Genomic DNA, 26,294 nt, shown 5'->3' with positions numbered 1-26,294 from the left:
GGAGCGCGGGCCGCCGTAGGACCGCTGCGGTCCTACGGCTTCGATCACTGGGTGCGGCGCAGCTTGCGCAGAAACGCCCGGAGGCCGGACCTCGGGCGCCAGTCGCCGCCGTCCTCGGCGGCGGGCGACGGCTCGGCGCCGGCCTCCGGTCCCGGCCAGGGCGCGGCGGCGAAGGTCGGGTTGAGCTGGTAGCGCACGTGCAGGGAGAGCGGCGTGCGGATGAAGGGGGAGGGGCGCCAGGCGAGCTCGTCGCGCGGAGCCGCGAGTTCGAGCGTGGAGAACCGGTCGAGCAGCCGGCGTACGGCGATCGTGACCATCTGGGTGGCCAGCCGCTGGCTCGGGCACCTGTGCGGGCCCGCGCCCCACGCGAGGTGGGCGCGGGTGCTGCGGACGGTGTCCCGGAGCGCCGCGGTGAACCGCGGGTCGGTGTGGGCGCCCGCGATGGACAGCATCACCGGGTCGCCGGCCGCGATGGTGAAGCGGCCCAGTCTCAGGTCCGTCCTGGCGTAGCGGAAGGTCACGTTGGCCAGCGCCGGGTTGAGCAGGGCGACGCGGTTGACGGTCTCCTCGATCGCGCCGACCGACACGGTCTCCCGCATCCGGGGGTTGGTGACCACCTCGACGATGACGTTGCAGATCAGGCTGCCGGTGAAGTCGAGGAAGCCGGACAGCATGAACAGCTCGCGGGCCAGTTCCTCGTCGGTGAGGTCCGGATTCGCCTCGGACATGTACGACGGCAGGTCGTCGCCCCGCCGGTGCCGCTTGGCCGTGGCCAGTTCGTGGAGGGCGGCGAAGAGCCGCCGGTACGCCCCGGCGGAGTCGGGGCCGTCCAGCAGGCGCCACTGGTCCATCACCATGTCCTCGCCCCGCTCGATGGTGACGCCGAGCAGGTGGTTGGCGACGAGCAACGGGAACGGCCGCCCGTACTGGGTGACGAGGTCCGCCCATCCGAAGGGCCCGCCCTCCGCCATCACGTCGATGAGGTCGTCGCAGAACCGCAGCATGGCGCGTTCCAGCCGCTGCGCCTGCCCGCTCCCGGGCTCCTGGAACGGCCGGAGCCCCGCGTTCCAGGCGCCGCGCAGGCTCCGGTGCCTCTCCCCGTCGTGGAAACCCGAGTTGTCGGCCTGCAGGAGGGCGAGCAGCGGCCAGTCGGCGGGAACGCGCCCCTCGGCGTACGCCCGCCAGTTGTCCACGCGCTTGCTCCACAGGTCGCCCGGGTTCTGCATGACGTGCAGCACCTCGTCGTAGCCGATCGCGAGCCAGACCGGCACACCGAGGACGTCGACCGGGGCCACCGGGCCGTACATCGCGCGCAGGCGCTCGTGGACGGGCGCGGGATCGGTCTCGTAGTCCCTGGTGAGCAGAGGTTCCAGCGGTAACGAGATGAGACCTTCCACGGCCGACGCGGATCGTCTGTCGGAGATCATGGGCGTGCGCCTGCCTTTCGGGTCACCGAGCCGTTCCTCAGGCGATGCGAACCTCGGTATGGGCGGCGATCTTAGAGCGTCCGCCCACAAATGTCAGCGGCCGGATCCGTCGTTGCTCGCTGGTATGAACGCACCACCGACCGACGTACAGGAACGAGTCATCCGACGGCATCAGTGATCTTCCGCGACGACCGTTCCTTCCCTTCGAGGAGGACGGGATGCTGTCGGTCATCGTGTCCAAGGCCCTCCTGCCGGCCGCCGACACGCAGATCACCGACCCGTCCATCACCCGGCAGATCGGGCCGTGAACCGGGCCGGGCCGGCGCCGGGACGTAGTGTGGCGGCATGACGCTGGAGCTCGACGGCAGGATCGTGAAGATCACGAATCCGGACCGCGTGGTCTTCCCGCGGACCGGGCACACGAAGCTCGACCTGATCTCCTACTACCGGGTGGTCGCCGATGGAGCGGTGCGCGGCGTGGCCGACCGGCCGGTGATACTCAAGCGCTTCGTGCACGGCGTCGGCAAGGAGGCGTTCTTCCAGAAGCGCGCGCCCGCCAAGCGCCCCGAGTGGGTGGAGGTCGTCGAGCTGAGCTACCCCTCCGGCCGGACGGCGGACGAGGTGGTGATCCGCGACCTCGCCTGCCTGCTGTGGACCGTGAACCTGGGCTGCGTCGACCTCAACCCCCATCCCGTACGGGCCGAGGACCTCGACCACCCGGACGAGCTGCGGATCGACCTCGACCCCGTGCCCGGCGTCGGCTGGGAGCAGATCGTCCGGGTCGCCCTGGTCGCCCGCGACGTGCTGGAGGAGCACGGTCTGACCGCCTGGCCCAAGACGTCCGGCTCGCGCGGGTTCCACGTCTACGCACGCATCGAACCGCGGTGGACCTTCCGCGAGGTACGGCGGGCCGCCGAGGCGGTGGCCAGGGAGGTCGAGCGCCGGGAGCCGGACGTCGCCACCAGCCGGTGGTGGAAGGAGGAACGGCAGGGCGTCTTCGTGGACTACAACCAGAACGCCCGCGACCACACCGTCGCCTCCGCCTACTCCGTGCGGCCGACCGGCCTCGTCTCGGCCCCGCTGACCTGGGACGAGGTGCCCGGGTGCCGGCCGGAGGACTTCACCCTCGCGTCGCTGCCCGACCGGTACGCCGAAGTAGGCGACCCGTGGGCCGGGATGGACGAGCGGGCGGGCTCCCTGGACGCCCTGCTGGAGCTGGCGGAGGCCCAGGGCCCCCGGCCGGACAAGCCGGCGGCCCCGCCCAGGCAGGGGCGGCGTCAGCCGGTCATGCCGCTCGTCGAGATCGCCAGGGCGGCCACGCGCGAGGAGGCGATGGCCGGGCTCGAGCGGTGGAAGGCCCGCCACCCCGAGGTGGCCCGGCTCCTGCGGCCGGCCGACGTCCTGGTCGACTCCATGCGGGGGCGCAGCTCCGTGTGGACGAGGATCCGGGTCAACCTCCAGCACGTCCCCGAGCCCGACCGGCCCGGCCAGGAACCGCTGGAGGCCGACTACGACCCCTGGGCCTAGACATCAGCCCGGGCCGTAGACCTCCCACAGCTCGCCGAGGAAGAACCGGCAGAAGCGGGCCACGGCCGCCGCGCCGGCCGGGCCGGCCGTGCGGAACGTCGTGAGCATCCGCACGAGGTCGGACGGCAGGATGCGCAGCGCCCCCGCGGCGACCACGGCCGCCCGCTCGTCCCCGTCCTCCTCGACGTGTCCCTCCAGCAGGCGGGCGTGCAGGGTGGAGGTGTCCAGCCACAGGCGGGTCGGCGCGCCCGGCTGGATCTCCTTGTGCCCGGCAAGCGTCCGGGGGCGGCCCTCGGCGTCGTAGAAGTGCAGGCGGTAGCGCATGCACCGCTGCCCGGCCGTCTCCCCCGGGACGAACAGGTTGAACGATCCCCGGGCGAGGGGGCGCCTGCCGCCGCACAGGTCGGCCTCGATCCAGCCCTCCGCCCTGGCCTCGTGCTCGGGCTCGGTGAGGAAACGCTCGATGTCGTCGATCGTGATGGTGAGGCGGAAGGCGAACGGGAAGCCTCCGGCCGCACTCCCACGGGCCGGGAGGCCGGGCGGGCCGGGCAGCAGAAGCCCCCGCATCTCCTCCACGAACCACAGCGAGGTGCGGCCCTCGAACACGCTCGGCTCGTCCTGCGGGCCCGCCGCGAAGGCACGCGGGCCCTCCGCGGCGGCGGCCGTCGCTTCGGGGGCGTCCGCCGCCGGCCGGGCCGCCGCCCCCACCGGCACGGCCTCCGCCTCGATCGGGGACGGCTCCGCCACGGGCGCGGTGACGGACGCGCGGGTCTCCAGGATCCGGGTGCACATGCGGTCGGCGAGCGCGGCGATCGTCAGCGACGGGTTGGCGCCGACCGGCCCGGGAAGGGCCGCGCCGTCCGCGACGTACAGCCCGGGGAACCCGAAGACCTCCCCGTACGCGTCGCACACCCCCTCGCCCGGATGGAGGCCCATCGGCGCGCCGCCCAGCGGATGCACGGTCATGACCCGCCTGCGCCACCAGGGCGGGCTGTCGGCGTACTCCGCGCCGAGCACGTCGCCGATCCTGCGCATGATGGCACGCACCCGGTCGAAGTAGTCCTCGCTCGTCTCGGCCGTCCACTCAACGTCGAGGCGGCGGTCACGCAGGCGCAGCCTCCCGTCGGGGACGTCGCGGCCCATGCCGAGCAGCGGCAGCGAGGTGCCCGACAGCTCGCCCCGGCCGATCAGGTCGGCCATCTCCGCCGACAGGTTGGTGTCGTGGGTGACGATGTTGCGCAGCCGCCGCAGCAGGAACCGCGCGACGCGGCCGGGTCCCATGGCCGCGCCCTCGGCCAGGTAGTCGACGAACTCGGGATAGCCGCCGTCCTCGATGTAGGCGCCGCGCCCGTCCGCGCCGTCGTCGAGCCGGATCGCGCTGGTGATGACCGGGCCGCGGCTCGCCCGGATGGGCCGGGTCCTGCTCCGGTCGGTGGCCCGCAGCAGGAACGCCAGCATGTCCCCGTTGCCGCAGAAGCGCGTGCCGAGGGCCGCGCTCAGGCCGGGGAAGGCCGCCCGGTTCTTCAGCAGCAGGTACGACGTGCCGTACGTGCCGGCGGCCAGGACGAGCCGGTCGCAGCTGATCGTGTGCGGCCCGGTCCACCGGGGCGGCCCGTCGCCGTCCTCGCCCATGTCGTCCCCGCGCGGCATGTGCTCGACGTACTGCACGTCGTAGCCGCCGCCCACCCGCGGCCGGACGCGCCGCACCTCGTGCAGCGCGCGCAGGTCCGCGCCGTGGTGCCGGGCGGCCGACAGGTAGGTGTGGTCGAGGCTGTTCTTCGCGCCGTCGTTGCAGCCGATGTCGCACTCGCCGCACAACCGGCACGTACGGCGCGGCACGCCGTGCAGGTTGCCGTACGCCGCGGCGGCGACCGGCACGCCCTGACAGGGCTCCGCGTCCGGCGACGGCGCGAAGCTGACGGCCAGCGGCGGAAGCCGCCAGTCGAGGCCCAGCTCGGCCGCCGCGTCCCGCATGGCGAGGGTCTTCAGCGTGCCGTCGAAGCCGGGATGGTTGAGCGGGTACGGCGCCACGCCGATCATGCGCTCGACCGCGTCGTAGTGGGGATCGAGGTCGGCCCTGGTCACCGGCCACGACTCGTAGCCGCCGCCGGGCAGCGCCTGCTCGTGGACGAACCAGTCCTCGTCCTTGCGCAGCATGACGTTGGCGTAGATGAGCGAGCCGCCGCCGAGGCCGCTGGCCACCACCGAGTCGCAGTCGGAGAAGCTCCAGATGTCGTACATCCCGTACAGGCCCTCGACCGGGTCCCAGAAGGCGCGGCCGAGCTGTGCCGGGCCGCGCGGGAAATCCCCCGGTGCGTACGCCCTGCCCCGCTCCAGGACGACCACCGACAGCCCCGCCTCGGCGAGGCGGTAGGCGGCGACCGCGCCGCCGAAACCCGAACCGACCACGACCGCGTCGACATGTTCCATGAATGAGGTCTCTCAGTGCCGCTTCAGCGACCGCTGTGTCGCTTCAGGAAGTCGAGGATGTGCGGGAAGACGTCCCGGTGCGCGTTCGCCCCGATCAGGGGGTCGATGTGCCCGTAACCGGGCAGGATCCGCAGCTCGTGCCGTCCCGGCGCCGTCTTCGACAGCACGCGGTGGCAGACGATGTTCGAGTCGGTGAAGACATCGTTGCGGTCGCCGGTCAGGAACAGGATCGGCGTGTCGACGTCGGCCGCGTTGACCAGGTAGTCGTCGGGCAACGCGGCGTACCGCGGGTCGCCGGTGTCGGACTTCACCGCCCGCCCGGCCGCCACCATCTTCCGCACGTGCCGGTAGTAGTGCAGGTCGCAGGCGCCGTTGAGGTCGGCGAGCCGCTCGTGCACATGCGTCGTCCGCGCCAGGTTGCGGTGGCGGTACATCGCGGGCCTGCCGCTGCCCCACATGAAGCTCTGCATGTGGCAGGCCGCCTCCCGGCACTCGGGATGGAGGAAGGAGACGGCGCGGGCCAGCAGCCACCGCCGCGTCAGCGGGGGCGCGTCCCTGAACCGGGGGTCCAGGTACGACAGGCCCGTGCCGTACTCCAGCAGCGCCGGACCGAAGGTGAGCTTGAGCCGGGCCCAGGGGTGGACCCGGGGCGTCAGCGCGACGCTGTTGGCGACCACGCTGGCGATCCCGCTCACGGTCCCGGAGAACAGGCTCATATGGAAGGTCACCGACCCCAGGCAGTGGGCCACCACGTGGATCCGCCGCGCCCCCACGTGGCGGCGGATCTCGCGCAGTGCTGCCGGGTGGTCGTACTGGGCGATGTCGTCCAGCGTGTCCCTGCGGGTCTCCATGGCGTACGGAAACCTGTTGCTCATCCGGAAGTCCAGCGCCCACACGTCGCCGAACCCGCTGTCGTGCAGGAACCTGACCAGGTTCGGGTGCTCCGGCATGACGAACATGTCGCTCGACGAGGTCAGGCCGTGCACGAGCAGCACGACGTCGTCCGGCGCCCCCTGCGCCGGCGCGTCGTCCCGGCGGAACCGGGTGAGCTGTAACCCCAGCTCGTCCTCGGTGGCGAACGGATGGACCGTGACCTCGGCGTTCCCCACGCCGTCGAGCGTGAACCGGGGTATGCGGTGTCCCATGCGATCGCCTTTCTGCCGGAGATACGATCGCAGGCCGCCACGTACCGGCGGCATCGTGGAAAACCCGTACTTGTCGGGAATCACCGCTTGAGGGCGGTCGCCACGCCGACCCGGGAGGTGACCTCCAGCTTGGCGAAGATCCGCGACAGGTGCGTCTCCACCGTACGGACGCTGAGGAAGAGCCGCTCGGCGACCTGCTGGTTGGTCAGCCCCTCGGCGACGAGCAGCGCCACCTCCAGCTCCCGGGGCGACAGCCCGAACCGGGGCGCGTCCCCGCCCGCGACGGTGGTCGCGCCGCCGCCCACCCGTACGCCGAGGCGGCGAAGCTCCCGCTCGGTGCGCGCCTTGAGCGCGCGGGCGCCGCAGGAGTCGAAGATCTCCGCCGCCGCCCGCAGGTGCTCCCGGGCACGGGTGCGGCCGTCCGGCGTCCCGAGGCGCGCGAGCCCGGCGGTGAGCAGCGCCCGGCCCGCGTCGAGCCGCCGCTCGCCCGAGCCCAGCTGGCCGGCCGCCTCCTCGGCGGCCGCGGCCGCCGCGCCCGGATCCCGGCGGGACAGCGCGTGCGCGCGGGCGAGCGCGGCGAAACCGCAGTACGCCGGCAGGCGCGGGTCCTCCAGCCGGGCGGCGAGCGCCGCCCAACGCGCCGCGCGCGCGGACGCCTCCGCGTCCGTCTCCGTGCCCGTCCCCGTCCCCGTGGTCGTTTCCAGGGAGGCGTCCGCGTAGGCGAGCGTCTCGCACGCCTGGAGCAGCGTCCCCGGGTCCAGGCGCGGCGACTCGAACCGGTTGCACGCGTCCAGCACCGCCTCGACGCCCTCGGCGTACCTGCCGGCGTTGACCAGGGCCTGCCCGCGCGCGTAGCGGGCCGTGGCCTCCCAGGTCTCGCCCGCCCCGACACCGCGGTGCACGGCCTCCTCGCCGGCCCGCAGCGCCGCGTCGTCGTCGCCGCTCCACGACTCGACCAGGCAGACCTGGGTGAGCGCGAAGACGAGCTGCTGGCCGGAGTCGAGCAGCCGCGCGCCCTCGACGGACTCCTCGGCGGTGGCCGCGGCCTCCGCCAGGCGTCCCATCGCCACCAGCGTCTTGGCCCGGCCCGCCAGGAGGTTGGTCAGGATGTAGCTCTGGCCGGTCGAGCGGGCGACGGCCGCCGCCCGGTCGAAGTGCCGCAGCGCCTCGCCGTACCGGCCGAGGTGGGACTCGGCCCAGCACAGCCAGGCGATGGCGTCCAGCCATTCGGACAGATGCTCGTCCGGCGCGTCCGCGAGCAGCTTGCCGGCGATCTCGGCGTAGCGCAGCGCGTCGTCCGTACGGCCGGCGGCCAGGGCCGGCATCGGGCGCAGCGCCGCGACCGCGACCGCGAGGCCGGGCTCCCAGTCGTCGGCGTTGTCGGGCATCAGGTCGAGCACGGCCTGCGCGGCCCGGAAGTCCACCCGCATCATGCTCTCGGCGACCAGGCGCATCCGCATCGGCACGGCGGCGGCCGCCCGCGGGTTGGGCATCCGGCTCAGCTCGTCGAGCAGCAGCGCCCGCGCCTCGTGCGGGCGGTCGAGCTGGCGCTCCATCAGCGCGCACACGCGGGCCGCCCGGCCCCGGCGGGGATAGTCGTCCTCGGGCAGCATGCGCAGCAGCTCGCGGGCGGTGTCGCGGCCCTCGGCCAGCCTGCCGCTGATGCCCTGCGCCCAGCTCAGCTCCATCATCAGGGCGAGCCGGCCCTCCCGGGCGGCGGCGTCGTCCGGCATGAGCCGCAGCGCCGCCTGCAGCCAGTGCGCCGAGGTGGCCGGCGCGTGCGCCGTGACCGCGCGGGCCGCCGCCACCAGCACCTCCACCGCCCGCTGGTCGCCGAACGACCCGGAGTGCTCGACGTGGTGGGCCTGCACCGTCGCGGGAGCCCCCAGCCCCGCCAGGTGGGCCACGATCCGCGCGTGCGCGCCCAGGCGCCAGCCCGCCGCCGCGGACTCGTAGACCGCGCGGCGCACGAGGGGGTGGCGGAAGCGGAACCGCCCGCCCGCGCTGCGGACGATGTCACGCTCGACCAGCTCGTCCAGCGCGGCGAGCGTGGCCTCCGGCGGCACCTCGGCGGCCACGGCGGCGATGGCGGGCTCGAACTCGTCGGCGGCCACGGCGGCCGCCTGGGCCACCAGCAGCGCCCCTGGGGACAGGTCGCCCAGCTCGACCTGGAGGGCCGCGAGCATGGTCGGCGGCAGCTCGGTCACGTCGGTGCCGCCCATCCGGGCCAGCGCCTCGAGGTAGAACGGGTTGCCCCCGCTGGCCTCGTACAGCGCCGTGCCCCGCCCCCGGCTGACGCCGGGGCCGAGGAACTGCCGGACCTCCGCCGCGCTGAGCGGGCCGACCGCGAGCTCGTGCCCGCGCGGGCCCGCCGCCGCGGCCAGCCTGGCGACGCGCGGGGCGGCCTGGGCCGGACGGTAGGCCACGGCCATCAGCACCGGCCCGGCGGGCGGATGACGCACGACGTGGTCGAGGAACTCCATCGTGCCGTCGTCGGCCCAGTGGACGTCGTCGAGGACCAGCAGCAAGCCGGAAGGCCCGGCCAGCGCGCCCACGAGGTGACGTACGGCCCGGTAGAGCCGGTAGCGGGCCAGGCCGCTGCGGTCGTCGGCCAGGGCCGGTTCGTCCCCCGGCGGGCCGCCGCCGGAGGCCAGCCCGGGGAAGACGCCGGACAGCAGGGCGGCCTGCCCGGTCCCCACGGCCCGGGTGACCTCGTCGCGGCGGGCGTCGAGGTGGTCGTCGAGCGCGTCCACCAGGGCGCTGTAGGGCAGTATCTGCTCGTATTCCGCGGCGCGTCCCCACAGCGGGGTGAAGCCGTCCCGGCCCGCCATCGCCATCAGCTCGCCGAGCAGCCGCGTCTTGCCCGCACCCGGCTCGCCGACCAGCGCGAGGAACTGGAACCCGTCCCGCCGGCTCGCGGCCATCGCGCCTCTCAGCGCGGTCAGCGCGTCCTGTCGTCCGACGAGCGGCGCGGCAGTGCCCGAGACGACCGGCCCGGCCGCGCGTCCATCCATCCGCACCCCACACGCGAATACGCGGGCCGCCCCTCACCAGCCGCGCGGACAACTCCCAGTAAATGCACTTTACAGATCAACAGAGCGTACAGGGGCGGCAGCTCGGCATTAACCCCTTCTGGAAAGTATTCGAAAAGGAACCGGTCAGTTCGGGCGATTCCGGGATCGGGGGAGCACGGCACCGGGTACGGGACGCGTCGTTCACACATCGCCACCGCGGAGGTGCCAGGTGCTGGACCGGATCGCCGATCCCAGGGGACGGCGCACGCCGTACGGACCTCCCGACGCGGTGGAGCGGCTGGCGGCGGCCCTGCCGAGCCACATGCGCGACGCGCTCCCTTCGGTCATCCGTCTCGGCAGCCCCTGGCCGGTGCGCGTGGACGTGTTCCTGGAGGACGGCCTCGCCGAGCAGCAGGTCGAGCACTGGGTCCGCGCCGTATCGGCGGCGGGCTGGGGCGGTGACGCCATCGACCTGGCGGTACGCGGCGGCCGGGTGGCCGGCGTACGCGGCCGGGCCGGCGACCGCGTCAACCACGGCAGGCTCGACCCCCGGGAGTGGCACGCCTGGCAGCCGCACGCGGAACGCCTGACCCGCCCGTTGGTTCGTGAAGACGGGAGGCTGGTCGAGGCCACGTGGGAGACCGCGATGGACCGCGTGGTCGCGAGGTCGAGGGAGCTGCTCGCCCGCCCCGGTGGCTGGGGCCGTCTCGCCTTCCACACGGGCACACGGCTGTTCCTGGAGGAGCACTACACGCTCGCCGTCATCGGCAAGGCGGGGATCGGCACCCCGCACATGGACGGCGACACCCGCTGGGGCGCGGCGGCCGCCGCGGCCGCGCTCGCGGCGAGCTTCGGCGCCGACGGACAGCCCGGCTCCTACACCGACGTGGACCACTGCGACGCGCTCGCGCTGTGGGGGCACGACTGCACCGCCTCCCATCCCGTGCTGTGGGAGCGGATGCTCGACCGGCGGCTCGGGCCCGGGCCGCCCGCCATGATCGTGGTCGGGCCCGAGGGAACGGCGGCCGCCGGGGAGGCCGACGTCCACCTCGCCGTACGTCCCGGCACCAACGTGGCGCTGCTCAACGGGCTGCTGCACGAACTGATCGCGGGCGGCTGGCACGACGCGGCGTACGTCGCCGCGCACACCGTCGGCTTCGAGCGTCTGTGGCGGGTCGTCGAGGCGTACCCCGCCAAACGGGCGGCGGAGATCTGCGGGGTGCCGGTCGCGCTCATCGAGCAGGCCGCCGAGATCCTGGGCGCGGCCGAGCGGCTGGTGTCGACGGTGGGCCAGGACTTCCTGGGCTCCAACCAGGCCACCGCCGCTGCCTGCCAGGTCAACAACGTCCACCTGCTGCGCGGCATGCTCGGCCGTCCGGGGGCCGGGCTGTTCCAGCTCGGCGGGCCCGGGTGCGACGCGCTGGAGGCGGGCTCGGCCGCGGACCTGCCCGGACTGCGCAACTGGGCCGACACGGGGCACGTGCGCGAGCTGGCGGACCTGTGGAACGTCGACCCCGCCGTCATCCCGCACTGGGGGCCCGCCACGCACGCCGGCCAGATCCTCAGGTACGCCGAGGAGGGGTCGGTCGGGCTGCTGTGGATCACCGCGTCCGATCCGGCGGCCACGACGCCCGGTCTCGACCGGATCCTCGGCCGGGAGGACCTGTTCGTCGTCGTCCAGGATCCGTACCTGACCGAGACCGCGCGGCTGGCCGACGTGGTGCTCCCGGCGGCGGCCTGGGGCGAGAGGACCGGCACCGTCACGGGCGCCGACCGCACGGTGCACCTGTGCGAGAAGGCGGTCGAACCGCCGGGGGAGGCCAGGACGGACCTCGGCATCCTGCTGGACTACGCGCGGCGGATGGACCTGCGCGACCGGGACGGCCGGCCGCTCGTGCACTGGACGGACGCCGAGTCGGCGTTCGAGGCGTGGAAGGCGTGCACCAGGGGCCGTCCGTGCGACCACACCGGGATCACCTACGAGCGGCTGCGGGCCGGCGGCATCCAGTGGCCCTGCGCGCCCTCCAGCTCCCACGGCGTCGAGCGCCTGTACGCCGGAGGGCGCTTCGCCACCAGCCCCGGGCACTGCCAGACGTTCGGGGCCGATCTCGCCACGGGGGCCGAGTACGGCGAGGAGCGGTACCGCACCGGGGACCCCGGGGGACGGGCCTTCCTCCACGCCGCCGAGTTCGAGCCGTCCCCGGAGGTCGCCGACGACCAGCACCCCCTGGTCCTCACCACACGCCGGGCGCCGCGCCGCTTTCCCGCCCGGCTGGCGCGGCTCGGGGACGCCGTGCCCGAGCCGTGTCTGGAGGTCCATCCCGGCGACGCCGCGGTGCTCGGCGTCGAGGACGGCGACCTCGTGCGGGTCGAGTCGCGCCTGGGCGTGCTGGAGGCCGTCGCGCGCCTGTCGGGCGGACGCCCCGGAGCCGTGGTCCTGGTGCTCGACGGGCAGGCTGAGGCCGTGACACGGGCGGCGGAGGAGCTCACGCTCACCGCCTGGGACGCGGTGTCCCGCCGGCCGCTGCGCACGGCCGTGGCGGTCCGGCTGCTGAAGGCCGGGCGGCGCGGGGACGCCTCTCTGGACGAGGGCCTCTGCTCCGCCGCCGCGCACCTCGGCCGCGGTGCGGCCGTGCGGCCCGAGGTGACGGCCGCAGCGGGAGGAGGGGAGGCGCCGGAGCGGTACGAGGAGGTCTGACGTCCGCATTCGCCGGAGACGAGGTGGGTCGGCCTACCGGAAGGAAGCGACGAGAGATGGTCCCTGCGCGCACACGCACCGCTGGGGGGGACGCGGCCCGCGGGTGGGGCGCTCCGTGAGCGAGCATCTGGCGCGCTACCTGGAGACGCTCTCCCGCACGCAGCACGAGCTGTCGTCGGGGTTCCGCGCCCTGCGGCGCGGCCATCCCCGCGAGCCCGACCTGTGCGGCGTGTGCGAGCGGCTGGCCGCGCAGTGCCGCGATCACGCCGAGCGGCTGAAGCCCTTCCTGCGGCGGTACCGTTCCGGCGGACCGCGCGACCCGCGTGCGTTGGGGGCCGAGACGAGGACGGCGGGGCTGAGGCCGCCGGGCTTCGAGGCGCCGCGCCTGGAGACCGCGAGTTTCGACGCCGGGGCTCTCGACGGCGGAGGGTTCGACGCGGGGGGTTTCGATGCCGCGGGTCTGGAGACGGCCGACCTCCAGCGGGTCGTCCGCGCGGCCGCGGAACGGGAGCGGGCGGGCGTCGAGGGCGCGGACCCCGGAACGGCGCGGCGCCCGCGTGTGACACCGGGGCGGGGCGGTGGGGACGGCGGCGGCCTCGTGCTGCTGCGGGACCTGCACGGGCTGTATCTCCTCGCGACGGAGTGCGACCTGTCCTGGAGCGTGCTCGCACAGGCCGCCCGCGGGCTCAGGGACGACGACCTGCTCGACCTGACCCGCCACTGCGCCCCCGAGACGGCCGTTCACCTGCTCTGGCTGCGTACCCGGATGAGCCAGGCCGCGCCACAGGTGCTCGCCGTCCCGCGTTCGGAAAACGACGACAAAGTCCGTCATTAAGAAGAAATCTAGATCTGAGTCGTAAGATTTCCGACGTAAATTGATTGTGCACGCACGGGGCAATTGGTAGAAGATTATCTCGGTGCTGGAACCGGCAGACCGGCCGCGCCCATCGTGACACCGGTGCTCAATGGCGGGGGCCGTACCGGTAGCGGCGGAAAGGTTTTGTCCCGGGAATCGGGCTGCCGCGATTTCGCCGGCGGCGCCGGCCGCATGTCAGCGGCCGGCGCCGCCACAGGTGGAGGCTTCCACGGGAGCGGAGAGGCGGCCGGTCCACGGCTCCATTTCCATCACCCCGCCGGTCTACGGCTCCACTTTCATCACCCGGCCGGGCCGGATCACTTCACGGCCTCAATGGCCCGGAACGCCGAAGGCCGGATCCGCTGATCGCGGATCCGGCCTTCGAGCGGTGGTGGACGATACTGGGATTGAACCAGTGACCTCTTCCGTGTCAGGGAAGCGCTCTCCCGCTGAGCTAATCGTCCGTGCCCGGATATGGTCCGGGCTCCGAGCGGAAGACGGGATTCGAACCCGCGACCCTCACCTTGGCAAGGTGATGCTCTACCACTGAGCCACTTCCGCAGCCATCGCTCGGGTTTCCCCGGCGACGCGTGAACAACTCTAGCGGATTCCCGGGGGTGCCGGTGCCAACCGCCGCCGATTCCGTACGCGGACTCGCGGCTGTGACCGAAGTGGGGCGAGACGTTGACCCGCCGCGGAGGCGGCGCGCAGGATGAGGCCGCGACCGTACACAGGAGGGGGTTCCGTCATGGCGAAGGTGCTCATCGTCACCGGTGACGCGGCCGAGGACCTGGAGGTGATGTATCCGTACCAGCGGCTTCTGGAGGAGGGCTACGAGGCGCACATCGCGGCGCCGTCCGCCAAGAAGCTGCAGTTCGTGGTGCACGACTTCGTCGAGGGCTTCGACACCTACACCGAGAAGCCGGGCCACACCTGGGCGGCCGACGTGGCCTTCGCCGACGTGGACCCCGACGAGTACGCCGCGCTGGTGATCCCGGGCGGGCGCGCCCCCGAGTACATCCGCGGCGACCGGGACGTCCAGGAGATCGTCCGCCACTTCGCCGGCGCAGGTAAGCCGATCGCCGCGCTCTGTCACGGGCCGCTGGTGCTCGCGGCGGCGGGAGTGCTCAAGGGCCGGGAGAGCAGCGCGTACCCCGCCTGCGCGACCGACGTCGAGAGCGGCGGCGGCACGTGGGTCGACAGCGAGGCCCACGTCGACCAGAACCTCGTGACCGGGCGGGCCTGGCCGGACCACCCGGCGTGGATGCGCGAGTTCATGAAAATCCTGCGCGCCGCGGCCCCGGCGACCTGATCAGCGCACCGACCGGCCGAGGGGCGGATCGGGGCTCCTGATCCGCCCCCGGCCGGGCTCGCACCCCGCGACGAGGCGGCGGACGATCACGACCGGGAGCATGGTCGCCGGCGGCTCCGCGGGGCCCCTTCGGCCCGTGCGCGCGGCGTGAGCCGAGGGGCTAGAGTCGCCCGCCGTGACCGAATCCGCTTCCTACCTCACCGCCACGGCGGAGGCGTACGACGCCGTCGCCGTCCTCTACGCCGAGCTCTTCCGGGACTCGCTCGACCGCCTGCCGCTGGACCGCGCGATGCTCGCCGCGTTCGCGGAGTCCGTACGGGCCGCCGGCGCCGGGCCCGTGGCCGAACTCGGCTGCGGCCCCGGCTATGTGACCGAGCACCTGCGGGGCCTGGGACTGGACGTCTTCGGCGTCGACCTGTCGCCCAGGATGATCGAGCTCGCCCGTGAGGCCTATCCCGATCTGCGCTTCGAGGTCGGGTCCATGCACGCGCTGGACCTCGCCGACGGCGAGCTGGCCGGCATCCTGTCCTGGTATTCGGTCATCCACACCCCGCCGCGGGAACTGCCGCCGTACTTCGCCGAGTTCCGCCGCGTCCTGGCCCCCGGCGGCGTCCTCCTGCTCGGCTTCTTCCAGTCCGAGGGCGATCCGGTCTCGGAATTCGACCACAAGGCGGCGCCGGCGTACCGCTGGCCGATCGACGACCTCGCCGAACTGGCCCGCGAGGCGGATTTCCTCGAGATCGGGCGGATGCAGCGTGAGCCTCTAGAAGGCGAGCGCTTCCGCCAGGGCCGTCTGCTGATGCGCCGACGATAGATCCCAGCGGACAGCCGGTGCGGGAGGTCTGAGAGGGTGTTTGATCCCATAGGTTCCGTTTGCTTCGGATTATGCGCCCCGCCAGGTGGGGGTGGATTCGCCGGTGAGGCGGCGGGCCATGAGGTCGATCATGGCGAGGTGGATCATGGCTTCGGAGCGGGCAGGCAGGGCTTCGTAGTCGCGGACCAGGCGGCGGTGGAGCATCAGCCAGCCGAAGGTGCGTTCCACGGTCCAGCGGCGTGGCAGAGGAGTGAATCCTCTGGTGGCGGGGTCTTTGCGGACGACTTCCAGGTCGATGCCGAGGGTGGCGCTGTGTTCGATGACGCTGGTGCGGTAGGCGCTGCCGGCCCAGGTCTTGGTGATCGTGGGGTGGGTGGCGGCGGCCTGGGTGAGCAGGTGGCGGCCGGCGGTGGGATCGGACACGCTGGCGGCGGTGACCAGTACCGCGAGCAGCAGTCCGAGGGTGTCGGTGACGATGCTGCGTTTGCGGCCGACGATCTTCTTGCCCGCGTCGATGCCCTGGGTGGCGGCGGGGACGTTGGTCGAGGTATTGACGCTCTGGGCGTCGATCACGCAGGCGGTCGGTTCGGGATCGCGGCCCTCGGCGCTGCGGACTAATCGCCGTAGCATGCCGCTGAGCTGGGTGAATACGCCGTCTTTCTGCCAGTGGGCGAAGTAGCCGTAGACGGTGGCCCAGGGTGGGTAGTCGTGGGGCAGGTAGCGCCAGGGGATGCCGGTGCGGTCGACATAGAGGATGGCGTTGAAGATGGCGCGCAGGTCGTGCTCGGGTGGGCGGCCGATGTCCAGGCCTCTGCCCCGGCGTTCGGCGCGCCAGGCGGTCAGTACGGGTTCGATCAGCTTCCAGCGGGCGTCGGACAGATCGCTGGGGGTACGGTCGCTGTTCGGTCATGCCCGTGGCGTAGCGCTGCGCGGGGGCTTCGCCCAGATGCGTGGAGGCCAGGTCAGGCAATTGGGGCCGTGGCGGTCAGGTGCCGTCATGCGTACATGGCGGGCGTCTCAGGATCAAACAGAAGAACATGCCCATAAAGGCACTTGAGGATGTCCCATCCGAACCGTGGGGCGCACAGCCGCTCTGACGCCTCGACGGCGGCCGTGGTGGCACTCACAAGAAGTGGTACTTTTCGCCATCTTTCGGGCTGAAACACCCTCTGAGCGCAGAAGCCACGCTGGATCTCTTCGTGGCCCTCGCCTGGCGCGCCGCGCCGCCAGGGCCCGTGAGGCCGAGTTCGCCGCCGTTATGGTGCGGCGTCGGTGTCATCCCGTGCGTGAAGCGCTCTCTGCAAGCCCGCTTGGTGACCATTGTTGACGTCTGTGGGAAATTTAGATTTCCTAATTCGCCGACATTCACCGTCACCTAGAGTCCATCTCGATTATTCGTCAAAACTTTCCACTCGTCGGAGTTGTGTACGTCTTTGCGATGCTGACAGAAGATCACGTGACATCCCACATCCTTTCGAACGGGGTATTTGTGAGAAAGTCACGTAGCGTTCTTCCGGTATCACCGGGGGTTCCCGCGCGATGGCCGGGGAGTAACAACGCCCTGGTGGCGTCCCTGGTTGTGGCGGTGCTGGCGGCGGGGGTACCAGCGGCGGCGGAGGGCAACGAGTCCGAGCCCGGTGCGGCCGCGCAACAGGCGACTCCACCGGTGACGCAGTTTCCGAAACCAAAGGATCCGGACGCCCCTTTACGTGAGGCGATCGCGGAGGCGAAAAAGCAGGGCAAGCCGGTGCCGGTGCCGTCGAAGGACACCGAGACGAGCTGGACCTGGGCATATCCCGACTCTCATCTCACCACGGAGACCTGGGCGGGGCCCGCGCGCGTCAAACAACCGGATGGCACGTTCCGCTGGATCGACACGACGCTTGAGGAGCGCGACGGCGCACTCCGGCCAAAGGTGTCGAAGGCGGACGTACAGATAAGCGACGGCGGTGACACGCACCTGGCGTCGCTGGAACGCGCGGACAAGGGGCAGTCGTTCGCGCTCGACTGGCCGACCATGCTCCCCAAGCCACGTGTCGAGGGCAACAAGGCGATCTACGACATCTCCGCGTCCGGCGTGAAGGCGGATCTGGTCGTCACGGCCCTGGCCACAGGCTTCCGGCACGACGTGGTGCTGCGCGAGCGGCCCACGGGCCCCGTCGAGTTCCGCCTTCCCGTCCGCGTCAAGGGCCTCAAGCTGGGAGAGACGGAGTCGGGCGGGCTGAAGCTCACCGACGCCAAGGGCAAGGTCGTCGCCTCCGCGGCCGAGCCGTTCATGACAGAGGCGCCGAGCACAGACGCGAAGTCCGCACCGAACACGCGCGGCCGGATCGACGCCGAGCTGGTCGGCAAGACCGGCGCCCAGACCCTTGTGATCAAACCGGATGCCGAGTTCCTCGCGGACAAGGACACCACCTACCCCGTCACCGTGGACCCCACGGTCTCCCTAACGCTGGCGAGGGACGTCTCGGTGCAGTCCTCCAGCTCGAGCGCCGGGGACGCGACCGGGTCGACTCTCTACGTTGGCAGCGGCACCTACTTGCAGGCGGAGCGCCGTTGCAGCGGCAGCGTGTGCACCACCACCAACAAGCTCTACCCGGACTTCTTCCGGTCCTATATCGACTTCGGCAGTGACACCGGCGCCCTGGCCGGCAAGTATGTCGACTCCGCGACCCTGCAACTGCTCGGCTCCTACACCGGTCCCTGCACGGGCCGTACTATCACCGCGTCGCCGATTACGTCCTCCTGGCTGTCCGTGTCGTACCTCCGGCGGCCGTCCACCTCGGACACGGGCACGGTCACGGTCACACCGAGCTGCGGGTCGAACGCCGTCACCAGCTTCAACGTCAGCCAGATGGTCAAGGACTGGGTGGCCGGGAGCGGGTTCTACGGCGTGGAGCTGAAGTCGGCGGAGGACTCTCGCAGCAGCTGGCCCGACGACCCGAACCCCATCACGGCCCAGTACTGGTCGTTCAACTCCACGGAGTCGGGTCAGACTCCGCCGAAGCTGAGCGTCAACTACCTGCTGCCGCCGGAGATCCCCACCGTGACAGGGGAGTCGATCGACTCGATCGCCGGCAACGACGCCATCTCGCGCACCAGCGACGTGAAGGTCAACTACTCGTCGACCTCCGTCGACGGTAAGAAGATCGACTACCTCGTGTCGATCTCCGACCCGACCACGCCCATCCCGGTGCCCACGACCAGCCCGTCACCCGACGCCAGTCCCAGCCCGAGCCCCACTCCCTCGCCGTCTCCGTCGACCACGCCCTTCCCCGGCCTGGTCGCGGCGTATGGGATGAACGAGGGCACCGGGACGGCGGTGGGCGACCAGTCGGGCACCGGCAACGCCGGTACGACGAGCGGCACGAGCTGGGCGGCCGGCAAGTTCGGCCAGGCGTTGTCGTTCAACGGCAGTTCCAGCATGGTGACCGTGCCGGACTCCCCCTCCCTGCGCCTCACGAACAAGATGACGATCGAGGCGTGGGTCAAGCCCTCCATCGCCACGAGCTGGCGCTCGGTGCTCATGAAGGAGACGTCCAGCAGCACGTCCTACGGCCTCTACTCCAACACCACCGTCGGCCGCACGTTCGTCGGGCCGACGAGCTACCTGCAGATCGGCGGCAGCGTCACCAGTGTCAGCGGCCCGAGCGCGCTGCCGACCGGCACCTGGAGCCACATCGCCAGCACCTTCGACGGCAGTGTCGTCAAGACCTACCTCAACGGCAGCGTGGTCGCCCAGAGCAACGTCAGCGGCACCCTCGCCACGAGCACCGGGCCCCTGCACATGGGTGGGAACGGCATCTGGGGCGAGTACTACGGCGGGCTGATCGACGAGGTGAGGATCTACAACGGCGTCCTCACCCAGGGGCAGATCCAGTCCGACATGAACACCGCCGTCGGCAACACGTCGACGGTGGACGACCCGCCGTCCGCTCCGGGGACGCTGAACGCAGTCGCCGGTCCCGACACCGTTGATTTGTCCTGGGGCGCGGCCAACGACGACCGCGGTACGGTCACCTACCAGGTGCACCGTTCGACGACCGCTGGCTTCACCCCGTCGGCTGCCACCCGGGTCGCCACGGTGAACGGGCTGACCTACAGCGATAGCGGTATGGTCCAGGGCCAGTACTACTACCGGATCGTGGCGGTGGACGCCGCCGGGCAGGCCGGCGCTCCCTCCAACGAGGCGGCGGGCAGGACGTCGGCGCAGCTCTTCCCGCCCGTCACCGGGTCGCCGTCCGGCCAGGTGGTGAGCAACGAGTTCAAGCTGGGCAGCCCGGACAGCTTCAAGTTCAAGGTCAAGGCCTGTCTGAGCGGCATCACCCCGCGCATGTGCAACGAAACCCCCTATTACCGCATCACCACCGATGCGCCCTACGTGCCCACGGATACGGACACTGGACTGGCGGACCCAGCCAATCCGATCCTCACCGGCATGGTCTCCCGCCCGTCCGGCGGGCCCGTCACCGCGAAGTTCTACCTGTACGAAAACGGGAATCCGGTAGGTGCGAGCCCTATCGGCAAGGTCACAGTCAATGGCGGCAATCGCGCATCGATTCGGCTCGCTGACGGTGTTGTGCAGACGGGTCACACCTACACCTGGCAGATGCAGTCATGCGTTGGTGATGAAACAGCGGCCCCCGTCTGTACCTCTAAAACCTCGCCCCTCAGTCTCGCCCTTCCGGGCGAAGGTCCTCCTCCCACCTACGCCACCACTCCGGTCACTCTTCGGCAGGACCACTTCACGGTCAAGACGGCGAAAATCGCGTCGGACGCCTGCGCTGGAACCGCATGCACGTGGGCGGACGACACCGCCATCCGCGTCGGTGGGACTAGCGGAGACAAAATGGCGAGCGTAATCAAAGTCAATCTCAGCGAAATTCCGGACGCCGCGACGACTATCGAGTCGCTTCTCGATTTCGGCACTCCCGTATGCTCGGGAGGAGTATGTCCCGCAGGCGCCACAGTCAAGATCACTCGCTTGACTGACGGCATATCGAGTGGGAGTAGCACAGCGAGTGTGGTACGTACCGCCAACCCCGCATCGGTGTACAACAAGCCTGCCGCTGACGCACGGGCGGACATCACAGGGGACGAGTATGCCTGGTTGCTCCTTGAGTCGGACATCGACCAGATCATGACCTACGGCGATACGGGACAACTGGCGCTGACGGTGAAATACCTACCGCCTGGGCCGCCCAGCAAGGTGAAGCACCTCAGCGCGCAGGCAGGTGACGGAGGCGTGATCGTCACCTGGGGCCTGCCCGACGAGACCGGATCGTTGTCCATGATTGATGGATACGACATCGAAGCCGTCGACCAGATGGGCCGCACAGTCTGGAGCGGCAAGTCCGACTTCTCGTCTCAGACGATCACAGGCCTGGACAATGGTGCGACATACACAGTTCGCGTGCGCGCTCGTACGCATGTCGGTGCAGGCGATTGGGAGACCGCCATCGCCACCCCCGTCACCCTGACGCCCGTCGGTGGGAACTGTACGGCGACCACTGCGTCACTAGTCAACCGGGTTAAGTCGTACTACAACATTCAGAACTCTGTCCTGCAAGGCGATCAACCGGATGTTTGGTCGGCGGGCGCTACTCCGGATAACCCTCTGAGTGCCAAACTTGCGTTGACCAACTCAACTCTCGTCAATACGAAGGCTGCGATGGATGCGGCGGGGGCGAGCCGGGCCGATGCCGATGTTACTGTCACTGATGCGGTGGCGTACAACGCGGTCGACGGCATGATTCATCTTCGTGCGCACGTTGAGCAGCGCTGGACCACCGTGAACACCGACAACTCCGGGAACGCCAGGGAAAGGCAGGAGAGCAGCGAGGGTGACTACGAATACGTCGGAGGATCATGCGGAGACACCAAGCTCGTCTCGGTCGTGCCCGAGGTAGACCTACAGGCCGGCGACCTGGTGCTGGACGGCGGGTGCAACTATCAGGGCGAGTGCACAAGCGGCGGTAGCCCGCAGGTCGCCGGTGCGGCAGGCGTTTCACCGGAACCGAACGTCCTGGACAGCTACCAGCATAACTGCACCAATAGCTCGTGCTGGATCAGCGTCTATGGCAAGGATACAAAGATCAAGGGTCTGAAAATCGAAGTGGTCGGCAACCTCCGCTGGCACTCCTACGGACAAGGGCAGGGTATGAATCCGCTGCCCGAACGGCTGGATCTCTTCGATCACAATGCGACTGCTATGATCACCGCAACAGAGGCCTTTAAGAAGAACAACAAGGCAATGCTTAAATCTATAGAGCTAGGACTCACGAGTACGGCCAGCTTCCAAATCGTTCAGGGGAGTCTGTCCGTCTCCTGGCCGCCGGGAGGAAGTGCGAGTGAGAGTCGGGACGCGGAGTCCTATTCCGTGTCGAGCTCCCCAGGAAAGCTGATGGTCAGGTTCCCTGCGGTTCCGCCCTACGGCGTGGTGCTCGATTGCGACACGACCGCCGGCATTCAATGCGGATTCTCCAAGGTGATGCAGCTGGTACTGGCCACGGTCACCATAAATGGGAAACAGGACCGTGCAATGCAGCCGGTCCGAGCTCACTCGCCATGGCAGTGGGCCTGGACCGGGTGGGACTGAGATGGTCGGCCGCGCCGGGCGGAGAACCGTCCGGCGCGGCTTCCTGGCCGATTTAGTGAGAGATTTGAACGTAATGACCAATTATGGCGATTCCGGAATATTTATGCCCGATACATCCAATCGCACAGTGCGGCGCCGGGCTCGGGGGCTCCGGCTGGTTGGTGTCCTGATGATCGCTCTGGTCGCCCCTGTGCTCCTTTATTCTATTCAGGATCCAGCACAGATTCGTCTCAGATGGGGAAACGCGTTGCAAGTGGCATATCCGGAGTATCGAGTATGCGTTGACGGAATAGACGACGTCGGTAGATCTCCACTCTCCATGTCACTCACCGCCTACGTTGAACCCGTCTCACCTGTCTTCGGTCCTGGGCGGCCTCATGAGATCACGCAGATCTTCTGGGGTGATGTCGTTGGCGGTTCCGTACTCCCGGGTACCCGCATGACTCCCGCGCTTCGCGGGTTTCGCGGTGGAGACGGTCCCAGTCCAGCGGCGAAGGTTGACTCCAGGGCTAGGCTCCGGGAACTGGCTGAGAAGGGCGATTCCGTCGCTTTGGTTTCACTCACCTATCCACTGACGGAGTCGGTGCTGGAGTCCGAAGTAACGGATTTCTCCGCGCCGGCGGCCAGATCGTTCGTGTTCTCCGGCCTCCCCGCGCCAGGAAGTAAGCCGGTTTTCTGGCGCGCCGGTTTCGTAGGCTGTTTCCCTCCTGGTCTGTCGTCAGCCCAGTCCGGCTCCGTCACCAGTCAGCTTCGCGAATGGGTGGGCAGTCTGGGGAAAGGTGACGAGAGATCCTTGAGCCGCTTTGGTCTCAACCTCACCGCGCTCCAAAATGCCGCCCGCGAAGGAAGGATCTATGGCCTCATCCTCACGGGATGGCGTATGGATCAGTTACTCAGCCTGCTCGACAAACCAAGCGTCCGCAGCATCGATGTCGTCGGCTGATGTCACGGAAAAGGAGGGCGCGGCGACGCGGAAGTTCGGCCTCGCTCCGGGGGATCGGTTACAGGGCCGTTGCGTTCTCGGATCATGAGATGACAGGACGGCATAGCGGGGTCCTGGCCGCTGATTTCGCCTTTTGAACGACAAGTGCGATCCCTGATGATCGTGGGTGCCATCGTCACGATCTATGCCATCACCGACCTGAACCCTGTGAAGGCACCACAGTGCAGATCGCCGCGCTCATCCGCGGCCACTGGTCAGTGGAGGCTCTGCACCACACCCGCGACGCCGCCTACCGTGAAGACCACTCCAAAGTCCGCACCGGTACCGCCCCACGGGCCATGGCGACCTTCCGCAACCTCGCGATCGGCCTGGCCCCGAATGATCGGCTGGGACAACATCGCAGCAGCCGTCGACCACTACCGCGCCCATCCCGACGACAGCCTCCAACTCATCTGTCTCGCCAACCGGGAAGGGGAGAACGCGGGCCTGTCCAATCATCAACGGCTCTGTCTCTTTCGGTGGTGACGGAGCGTTGACAGTTGGAGGACAAGACCCCTGTACTGGCCCAGCGGCGTGACCTGCTATAAGCGTGATCGACCCCAATGTGACGACGACGACCAGCTGTCGCAGTTCCGCAGCTGGGTAGCCGCCCTGAGGGTCGACGATGGCACCATGCTCAAATCGATGGGTCTCGATCTGTCGCGGTTACGATCCGCTGCCTCCGCGGGGCTCGTCGACGGATGGATCGCGTACGGCCAGCCCGAGGTGGTGCGGCCCAGCATCGCGGGGCCGTTGGTGAAGGCCGCCGACATCGCTGACATCACACCTGTTCGCGACAGGGATCAGGTGGTCGTGCGTGCCCGTTGCCGGACCGTCGCTGACCAGCATGTCCCCCGGTTCTTGGAGCGGTGGGACCCCGCTGCCTCTGTGATCGAACGAGGATTTCACGGCCTTCCACCTATCGGAGTTCGGCTAAGTGGCTCGGGGTGAGAACTCCCCGGGCAACGCGGTGGCGACGCCACCGCGTGGCGGGCGCGCCACCACCGTGATGCTGGGCCTGCGGTTCTCGACCGCCGAGGCACGGGCCTCATGCGTCGTCGTCGACCGCGCCCTGCGCACTGGGCGCGGCCTCCTTCGCCCCGCTGCTGAAGGCGTCGACCTGACGTGTGCCGGGTCTTGATGTGGCACTGCCGGTCACCGAGGGGCCGGAAAGACGCCGGTGCAGGGCGGGCTTCGGACTGATCCTGCCCGAAAACGGGCAGGAAACTTGTTAGTCGGCATCAGCACTGCGTTAGGGTCCTGCTCTGTGTCCACGGCACGGAATCCCTTCGAGGATCTGATCGGCCACCTCACCCGGACCACGTCGCTGGGACCGGGGGAGGCGGCCCGCGTGGTGGCCGACGTTCTGGCGTACTTCGGCGAGCCCGCGGAAGAGTACGTGCGGCGCCGCCACGGCGAACTCAAGTCGAGGGGGCTGACCAACGACCAGATCTTCCCCAGAATCTCCGCCGAGCTCGCGGGAAGACGTGTCGCGGCACCGGAGCTGACCCTGCGTCAGCTCCGGCGGATCGTTTACGGATAGGAGCGGTTATGTGCGGAATCGTCGCTTACGTCGGGCCGAAGGATGCGGCGCCCATCCTGCTCGAAGGTCTCCAGCGGCTGGAGTACCGGGGCTACGACTCGGCCGGCCTCGCCGTCGTGAACGCCAAGAGCCTCAAGACGCGCAAGGTCAAGGGCCGGGTCGCCGACCTGGCGGCGGCGGTGCCCGCCAAGTTCAAGGGCACGATCGGCATCGGCCACACCCGCTGGGCCACCCACGGCGCGCCGAGTGACGTGAACGCGCACCCGCACCTCGACCAGGAGCAGCGCATCGCCGTCGTGCACAACGGCATCATCGAGAACGCCGACGAGCTGCGCCGCCGCCTGGAGGGCGAGGGCGTGAAGTTCGAGAGCGAGACCGACAGCGAGGTGCTCTCGCAGCTCATCGGGCGGATGGTCAAGGAGACCGAGTCGCTGCGGGAGGCCGTGCTGCGGGCGCTGAAGAGCGTGGTCGGCACGTACGGCATCGCCGTGATCGACGAGCAGCGCCCCGGCGAGATCGTGGTGGCCCGCAACGGCAGCCCGATCGTGCTCGGCCTCGGCGAGAAGGAGATGTTCGCCGCGTCCGACGTCGCCGCGCTCATCCGCTACACGCGCCAGGTCGTCCACCTGGAGGACGGCGAGCTGGCGGTCATCAAGGCCGACGGGTTCAACACGTTCACCAGTGACGCCAGGGAGACGGCCAAGGAGCCGTTCACGGTCGACTGGGACGCCGGGCACTACGACAACGGTGGCTACGAGCACTACCTGCTCAAGGAGATCTCCGAGCAGCCCGACACGGTCGCCCGCACGCTGCGCGGCCGCATCGACGACCGGTTCCACATCGCCCACCTCGGCGGCCTCAACATGGACGCCCGCGAGATCCGTTCCTTCCGCCGCGTGAAGATCATCGGCTGCGGGTCCGCGTACTACTCGGGGCAGATGGGCGCGCAGCTCATCGAGGAGCTGGCCCGCATCCCCGCCGACGCCGAGCCCGCCTCCGAGTTCCGCTACCGCAGCCCCGTCGTGGAGCCCGACACGCTGTACGTCGCGATCAGCCAGTCGGGTGAGACGTACGACACGCTCGTGGCGGTGCAGGAGCTCAAGCGCAAGGGCGGCCGGGTGCTCGGCATCGTCAACACCGTCGGCAGCGCCATCGCCAGGGAGACCGACGGCGGCATCTACCTGCACGCCGGTCCCGAGGTCTCGGTGGCCTCGACCAAGGCGTTCACCTCCACGGCCGTGGCGTTCGCGCTGCTCGCCCTGCACCTCGGCCGCGTACGCGACCTGTCGCCGGCCGACGGGCGCAGGATCTGCGAGGGCCTGCGCCGGCTGCCCGAGCAGATCAAGGAGATCCTCACGCTGGAGGACCGGATCAGGGAGCTGGCGAAGAAGTACGCCGACTCGCCGGGCATGATGTTCGTCGGCCGGGTGCGCGGCTACCCGGTGGCCCGCGAGGGCGCCCAGAAACTCAAGGAGATCTCCTATGTCCACGCCGAGGCGTACCCGGCGAGCGAGCTCAAGCACGGCCCGCTCGCGCTGATCAGCCCCGAGCTGCCGACGGTCGCGATCGTCCCGGACGACGAGCTGCTGGACAAGAACCTCACCACGCTGGGCGAGATCCGGGCCCGGCACGGGCGCATCCTCATGGTCGGCCACCGCACCTCCGAGGCGGCCGACGACTGCATCGTGGTGCCCAAGAACGAGGTCGAGCTCGACCCCATCCTGCTCACGATCCCGCTGCAGCTGTTCGCCTACCACGCCGCCGTCGCCCTCGGCCGCGACGTCGACCGCCCGCGCAACCTCGCCAAGAGCGTGACGGTCGAGTAGGACCCGTTCATCCCGTACGGCCCGCGCCCGCCCGGCGCGGGCCGTACGGGCGTGCGTGCGCGAGTGTCCGGCGCGGAGGGGTATCGATCGCCGCAGCCCTAACGTCCGTTATGTGGTGACAT

13 protein-coding genes, 2 tRNA genes and 1 pseudogene are annotated in these 26,294 nt (G+C 70.1%); 9 read left to right on the top strand and 7 right to left on the bottom strand.

Annotated elements, in window-relative coordinates; genetic code table 11:
• Positions 1–44 precede the first annotated feature (44 nt).
• The gene (locus HHX30_RS19020; RefSeq protein ID WP_169983302.1) at positions 45–1,427 is read right to left on the bottom strand and encodes a cytochrome P450; all 1,383 of its coding nucleotides are present in this window, start codon (positions 1,425–1,427) and stop codon (positions 45–47) included.
• Between the two features lie 345 nt (positions 1,428–1,772).
• Here HHX30_RS19020 and ligD point away from each other — a divergent pair, with 345 nt between their 5' ends.
• The gene (gene ligD, locus HHX30_RS19015) at positions 1,773–2,954 is read left to right on the top strand and encodes a non-homologous end-joining DNA ligase (protein WP_169983301.1); all 1,182 of its coding nucleotides are present in this window, start codon (positions 1,773–1,775) and stop codon (positions 2,952–2,954) included.
• Between the two features lie 3 nt (positions 2,955–2,957).
• Here the strand turns inward: ligD and HHX30_RS19010 are convergent, their stop codons facing one another.
• From HHX30_RS19010 to HHX30_RS19000, 3 genes are all read right to left on the bottom strand, one after another.
• On the bottom strand, positions 2,958–5,384 hold the full coding sequence (locus tag HHX30_RS19010; RefSeq protein WP_169983300.1) for a GMC oxidoreductase: 2,427 nt from the start codon (positions 5,382–5,384) through the stop codon (positions 2,958–2,960).
• Between the two features lie 23 nt (positions 5,385–5,407).
• Positions 5,408–6,529 carry an alpha/beta fold hydrolase gene (locus HHX30_RS19005; protein ID WP_169983299.1) on the bottom strand — a complete coding sequence of 374 codons (1,122 nt, stop codon included), beginning with the start codon at positions 6,527–6,529 and terminating at the stop codon, positions 5,408–5,410.
• Positions 6,530–6,609: 80 nt separating this feature from the next.
• Positions 6,610–9,543, bottom strand: a complete 2,934-nt coding sequence (locus HHX30_RS19000) for a LuxR family transcriptional regulator (RefSeq protein WP_169983298.1) — start codon at positions 9,541–9,543, stop codon at positions 6,610–6,612.
• Positions 9,544–9,772: 229 nt separating this feature from the next.
• Between HHX30_RS19000 and HHX30_RS18995 the strand changes: the two genes are divergently transcribed.
• Both HHX30_RS18995 and HHX30_RS18990 read left to right on the top strand, forming a co-directional pair.
• The gene (locus HHX30_RS18995; RefSeq protein ID WP_169983297.1) at positions 9,773–12,241 is read left to right on the top strand and encodes a molybdopterin oxidoreductase family protein; all 2,469 of its coding nucleotides are present in this window, start codon (positions 9,773–9,775) and stop codon (positions 12,239–12,241) included.
• 115 nt (positions 12,242–12,356) lie between these two features.
• Positions 12,357–13,076, top strand: a complete 720-nt coding sequence (locus HHX30_RS18990; protein ID WP_169983296.1) for a hypothetical protein — start codon at positions 12,357–12,359, stop codon at positions 13,074–13,076.
• 410 nt (positions 13,077–13,486) lie between these two features.
• Here the strand turns inward: HHX30_RS18990 and HHX30_RS18985 are convergent.
• Both HHX30_RS18985 and HHX30_RS18980 read right to left on the bottom strand, forming a co-directional pair.
• Positions 13,487–13,561: transfer RNA gene (locus HHX30_RS18985), tRNA-Val, on the bottom strand.
• Positions 13,562–13,586: 25 nt separating this feature from the next.
• Positions 13,587–13,658 (bottom strand) — tRNA-Gly (locus HHX30_RS18980).
• Positions 13,659–13,845: 187 nt separating this feature from the next.
• Between HHX30_RS18980 and HHX30_RS18975 the strand changes: the two genes are divergently transcribed.
• Together HHX30_RS18975 and HHX30_RS18970 are read left to right on the top strand one after the other, a co-directional pair.
• Positions 13,846–14,409: a DJ-1/PfpI family protein gene (locus HHX30_RS18975; RefSeq protein WP_169983295.1), complete on the top strand. Its 564-nt coding sequence runs from the start codon at positions 13,846–13,848 to the stop codon at positions 14,407–14,409.
• A 175-nt stretch (positions 14,410–14,584) separates the two neighbouring features.
• Entirely contained in the window at positions 14,585–15,223 is a 639-nt protein-coding gene (locus HHX30_RS18970) for a class I SAM-dependent methyltransferase (protein ID WP_169983294.1), read from the top strand.
• A gap of 69 nt (positions 15,224–15,292) precedes the next feature.
• Here the strand turns inward: HHX30_RS18970 and HHX30_RS18965 are convergent.
• A pseudogene (locus tag HHX30_RS18965) lies at positions 15,293–16,133 on the bottom strand (IS5 family transposase).
• Between the two features lie 528 nt (positions 16,134–16,661).
• Here HHX30_RS18965 and HHX30_RS18960 point away from each other — a divergent pair.
• The 4 genes from HHX30_RS18960 to glmS all read left to right on the top strand — a co-directional run bounded on the left by HHX30_RS18960 (position 16,662) and on the right by glmS (position 26,172).
• Positions 16,662–21,821: a LamG-like jellyroll fold domain-containing protein gene (locus HHX30_RS18960; protein WP_211592189.1), complete on the top strand. Its 5,160-nt coding sequence runs from the start codon at positions 16,662–16,664 to the stop codon at positions 21,819–21,821.
• A gap of 583 nt (positions 21,822–22,404) precedes the next feature.
• Positions 22,405–22,764 (top strand): hypothetical protein, encoded by a 360-nt coding sequence (locus HHX30_RS18955; RefSeq protein ID WP_169983292.1) that lies wholly within the window; start codon positions 22,405–22,407, stop codon positions 22,762–22,764.
• A 1,306-nt stretch (positions 22,765–24,070) separates the two neighbouring features.
• Complete coding sequence (locus HHX30_RS18950) at positions 24,071–24,346, top strand: hypothetical protein (RefSeq protein ID WP_169983291.1); 276 nt, start codon at positions 24,071–24,073, stop codon at positions 24,344–24,346.
• A gap of 8 nt (positions 24,347–24,354) precedes the next feature.
• Positions 24,355–26,172: a glutamine--fructose-6-phosphate transaminase (isomerizing) gene (gene glmS, locus HHX30_RS18945; RefSeq protein ID WP_169983290.1), complete on the top strand. Its 1,818-nt coding sequence runs from the start codon at positions 24,355–24,357 to the stop codon at positions 26,170–26,172.
• Positions 26,173–26,294: the final 122 nt, after the last annotated feature.

Origin of the sequence: Microbispora sp. H10836, assembly GCF_012999525.1 — a bacterium.
Lineage (GTDB): Bacteria > Actinomycetota > Actinomycetes > Streptosporangiales > Streptosporangiaceae > Microbispora.
The sequence above is the reverse complement of the archived record's forward strand: the minus strand, read 5'-3'. Positions and strand labels throughout refer to the sequence as shown.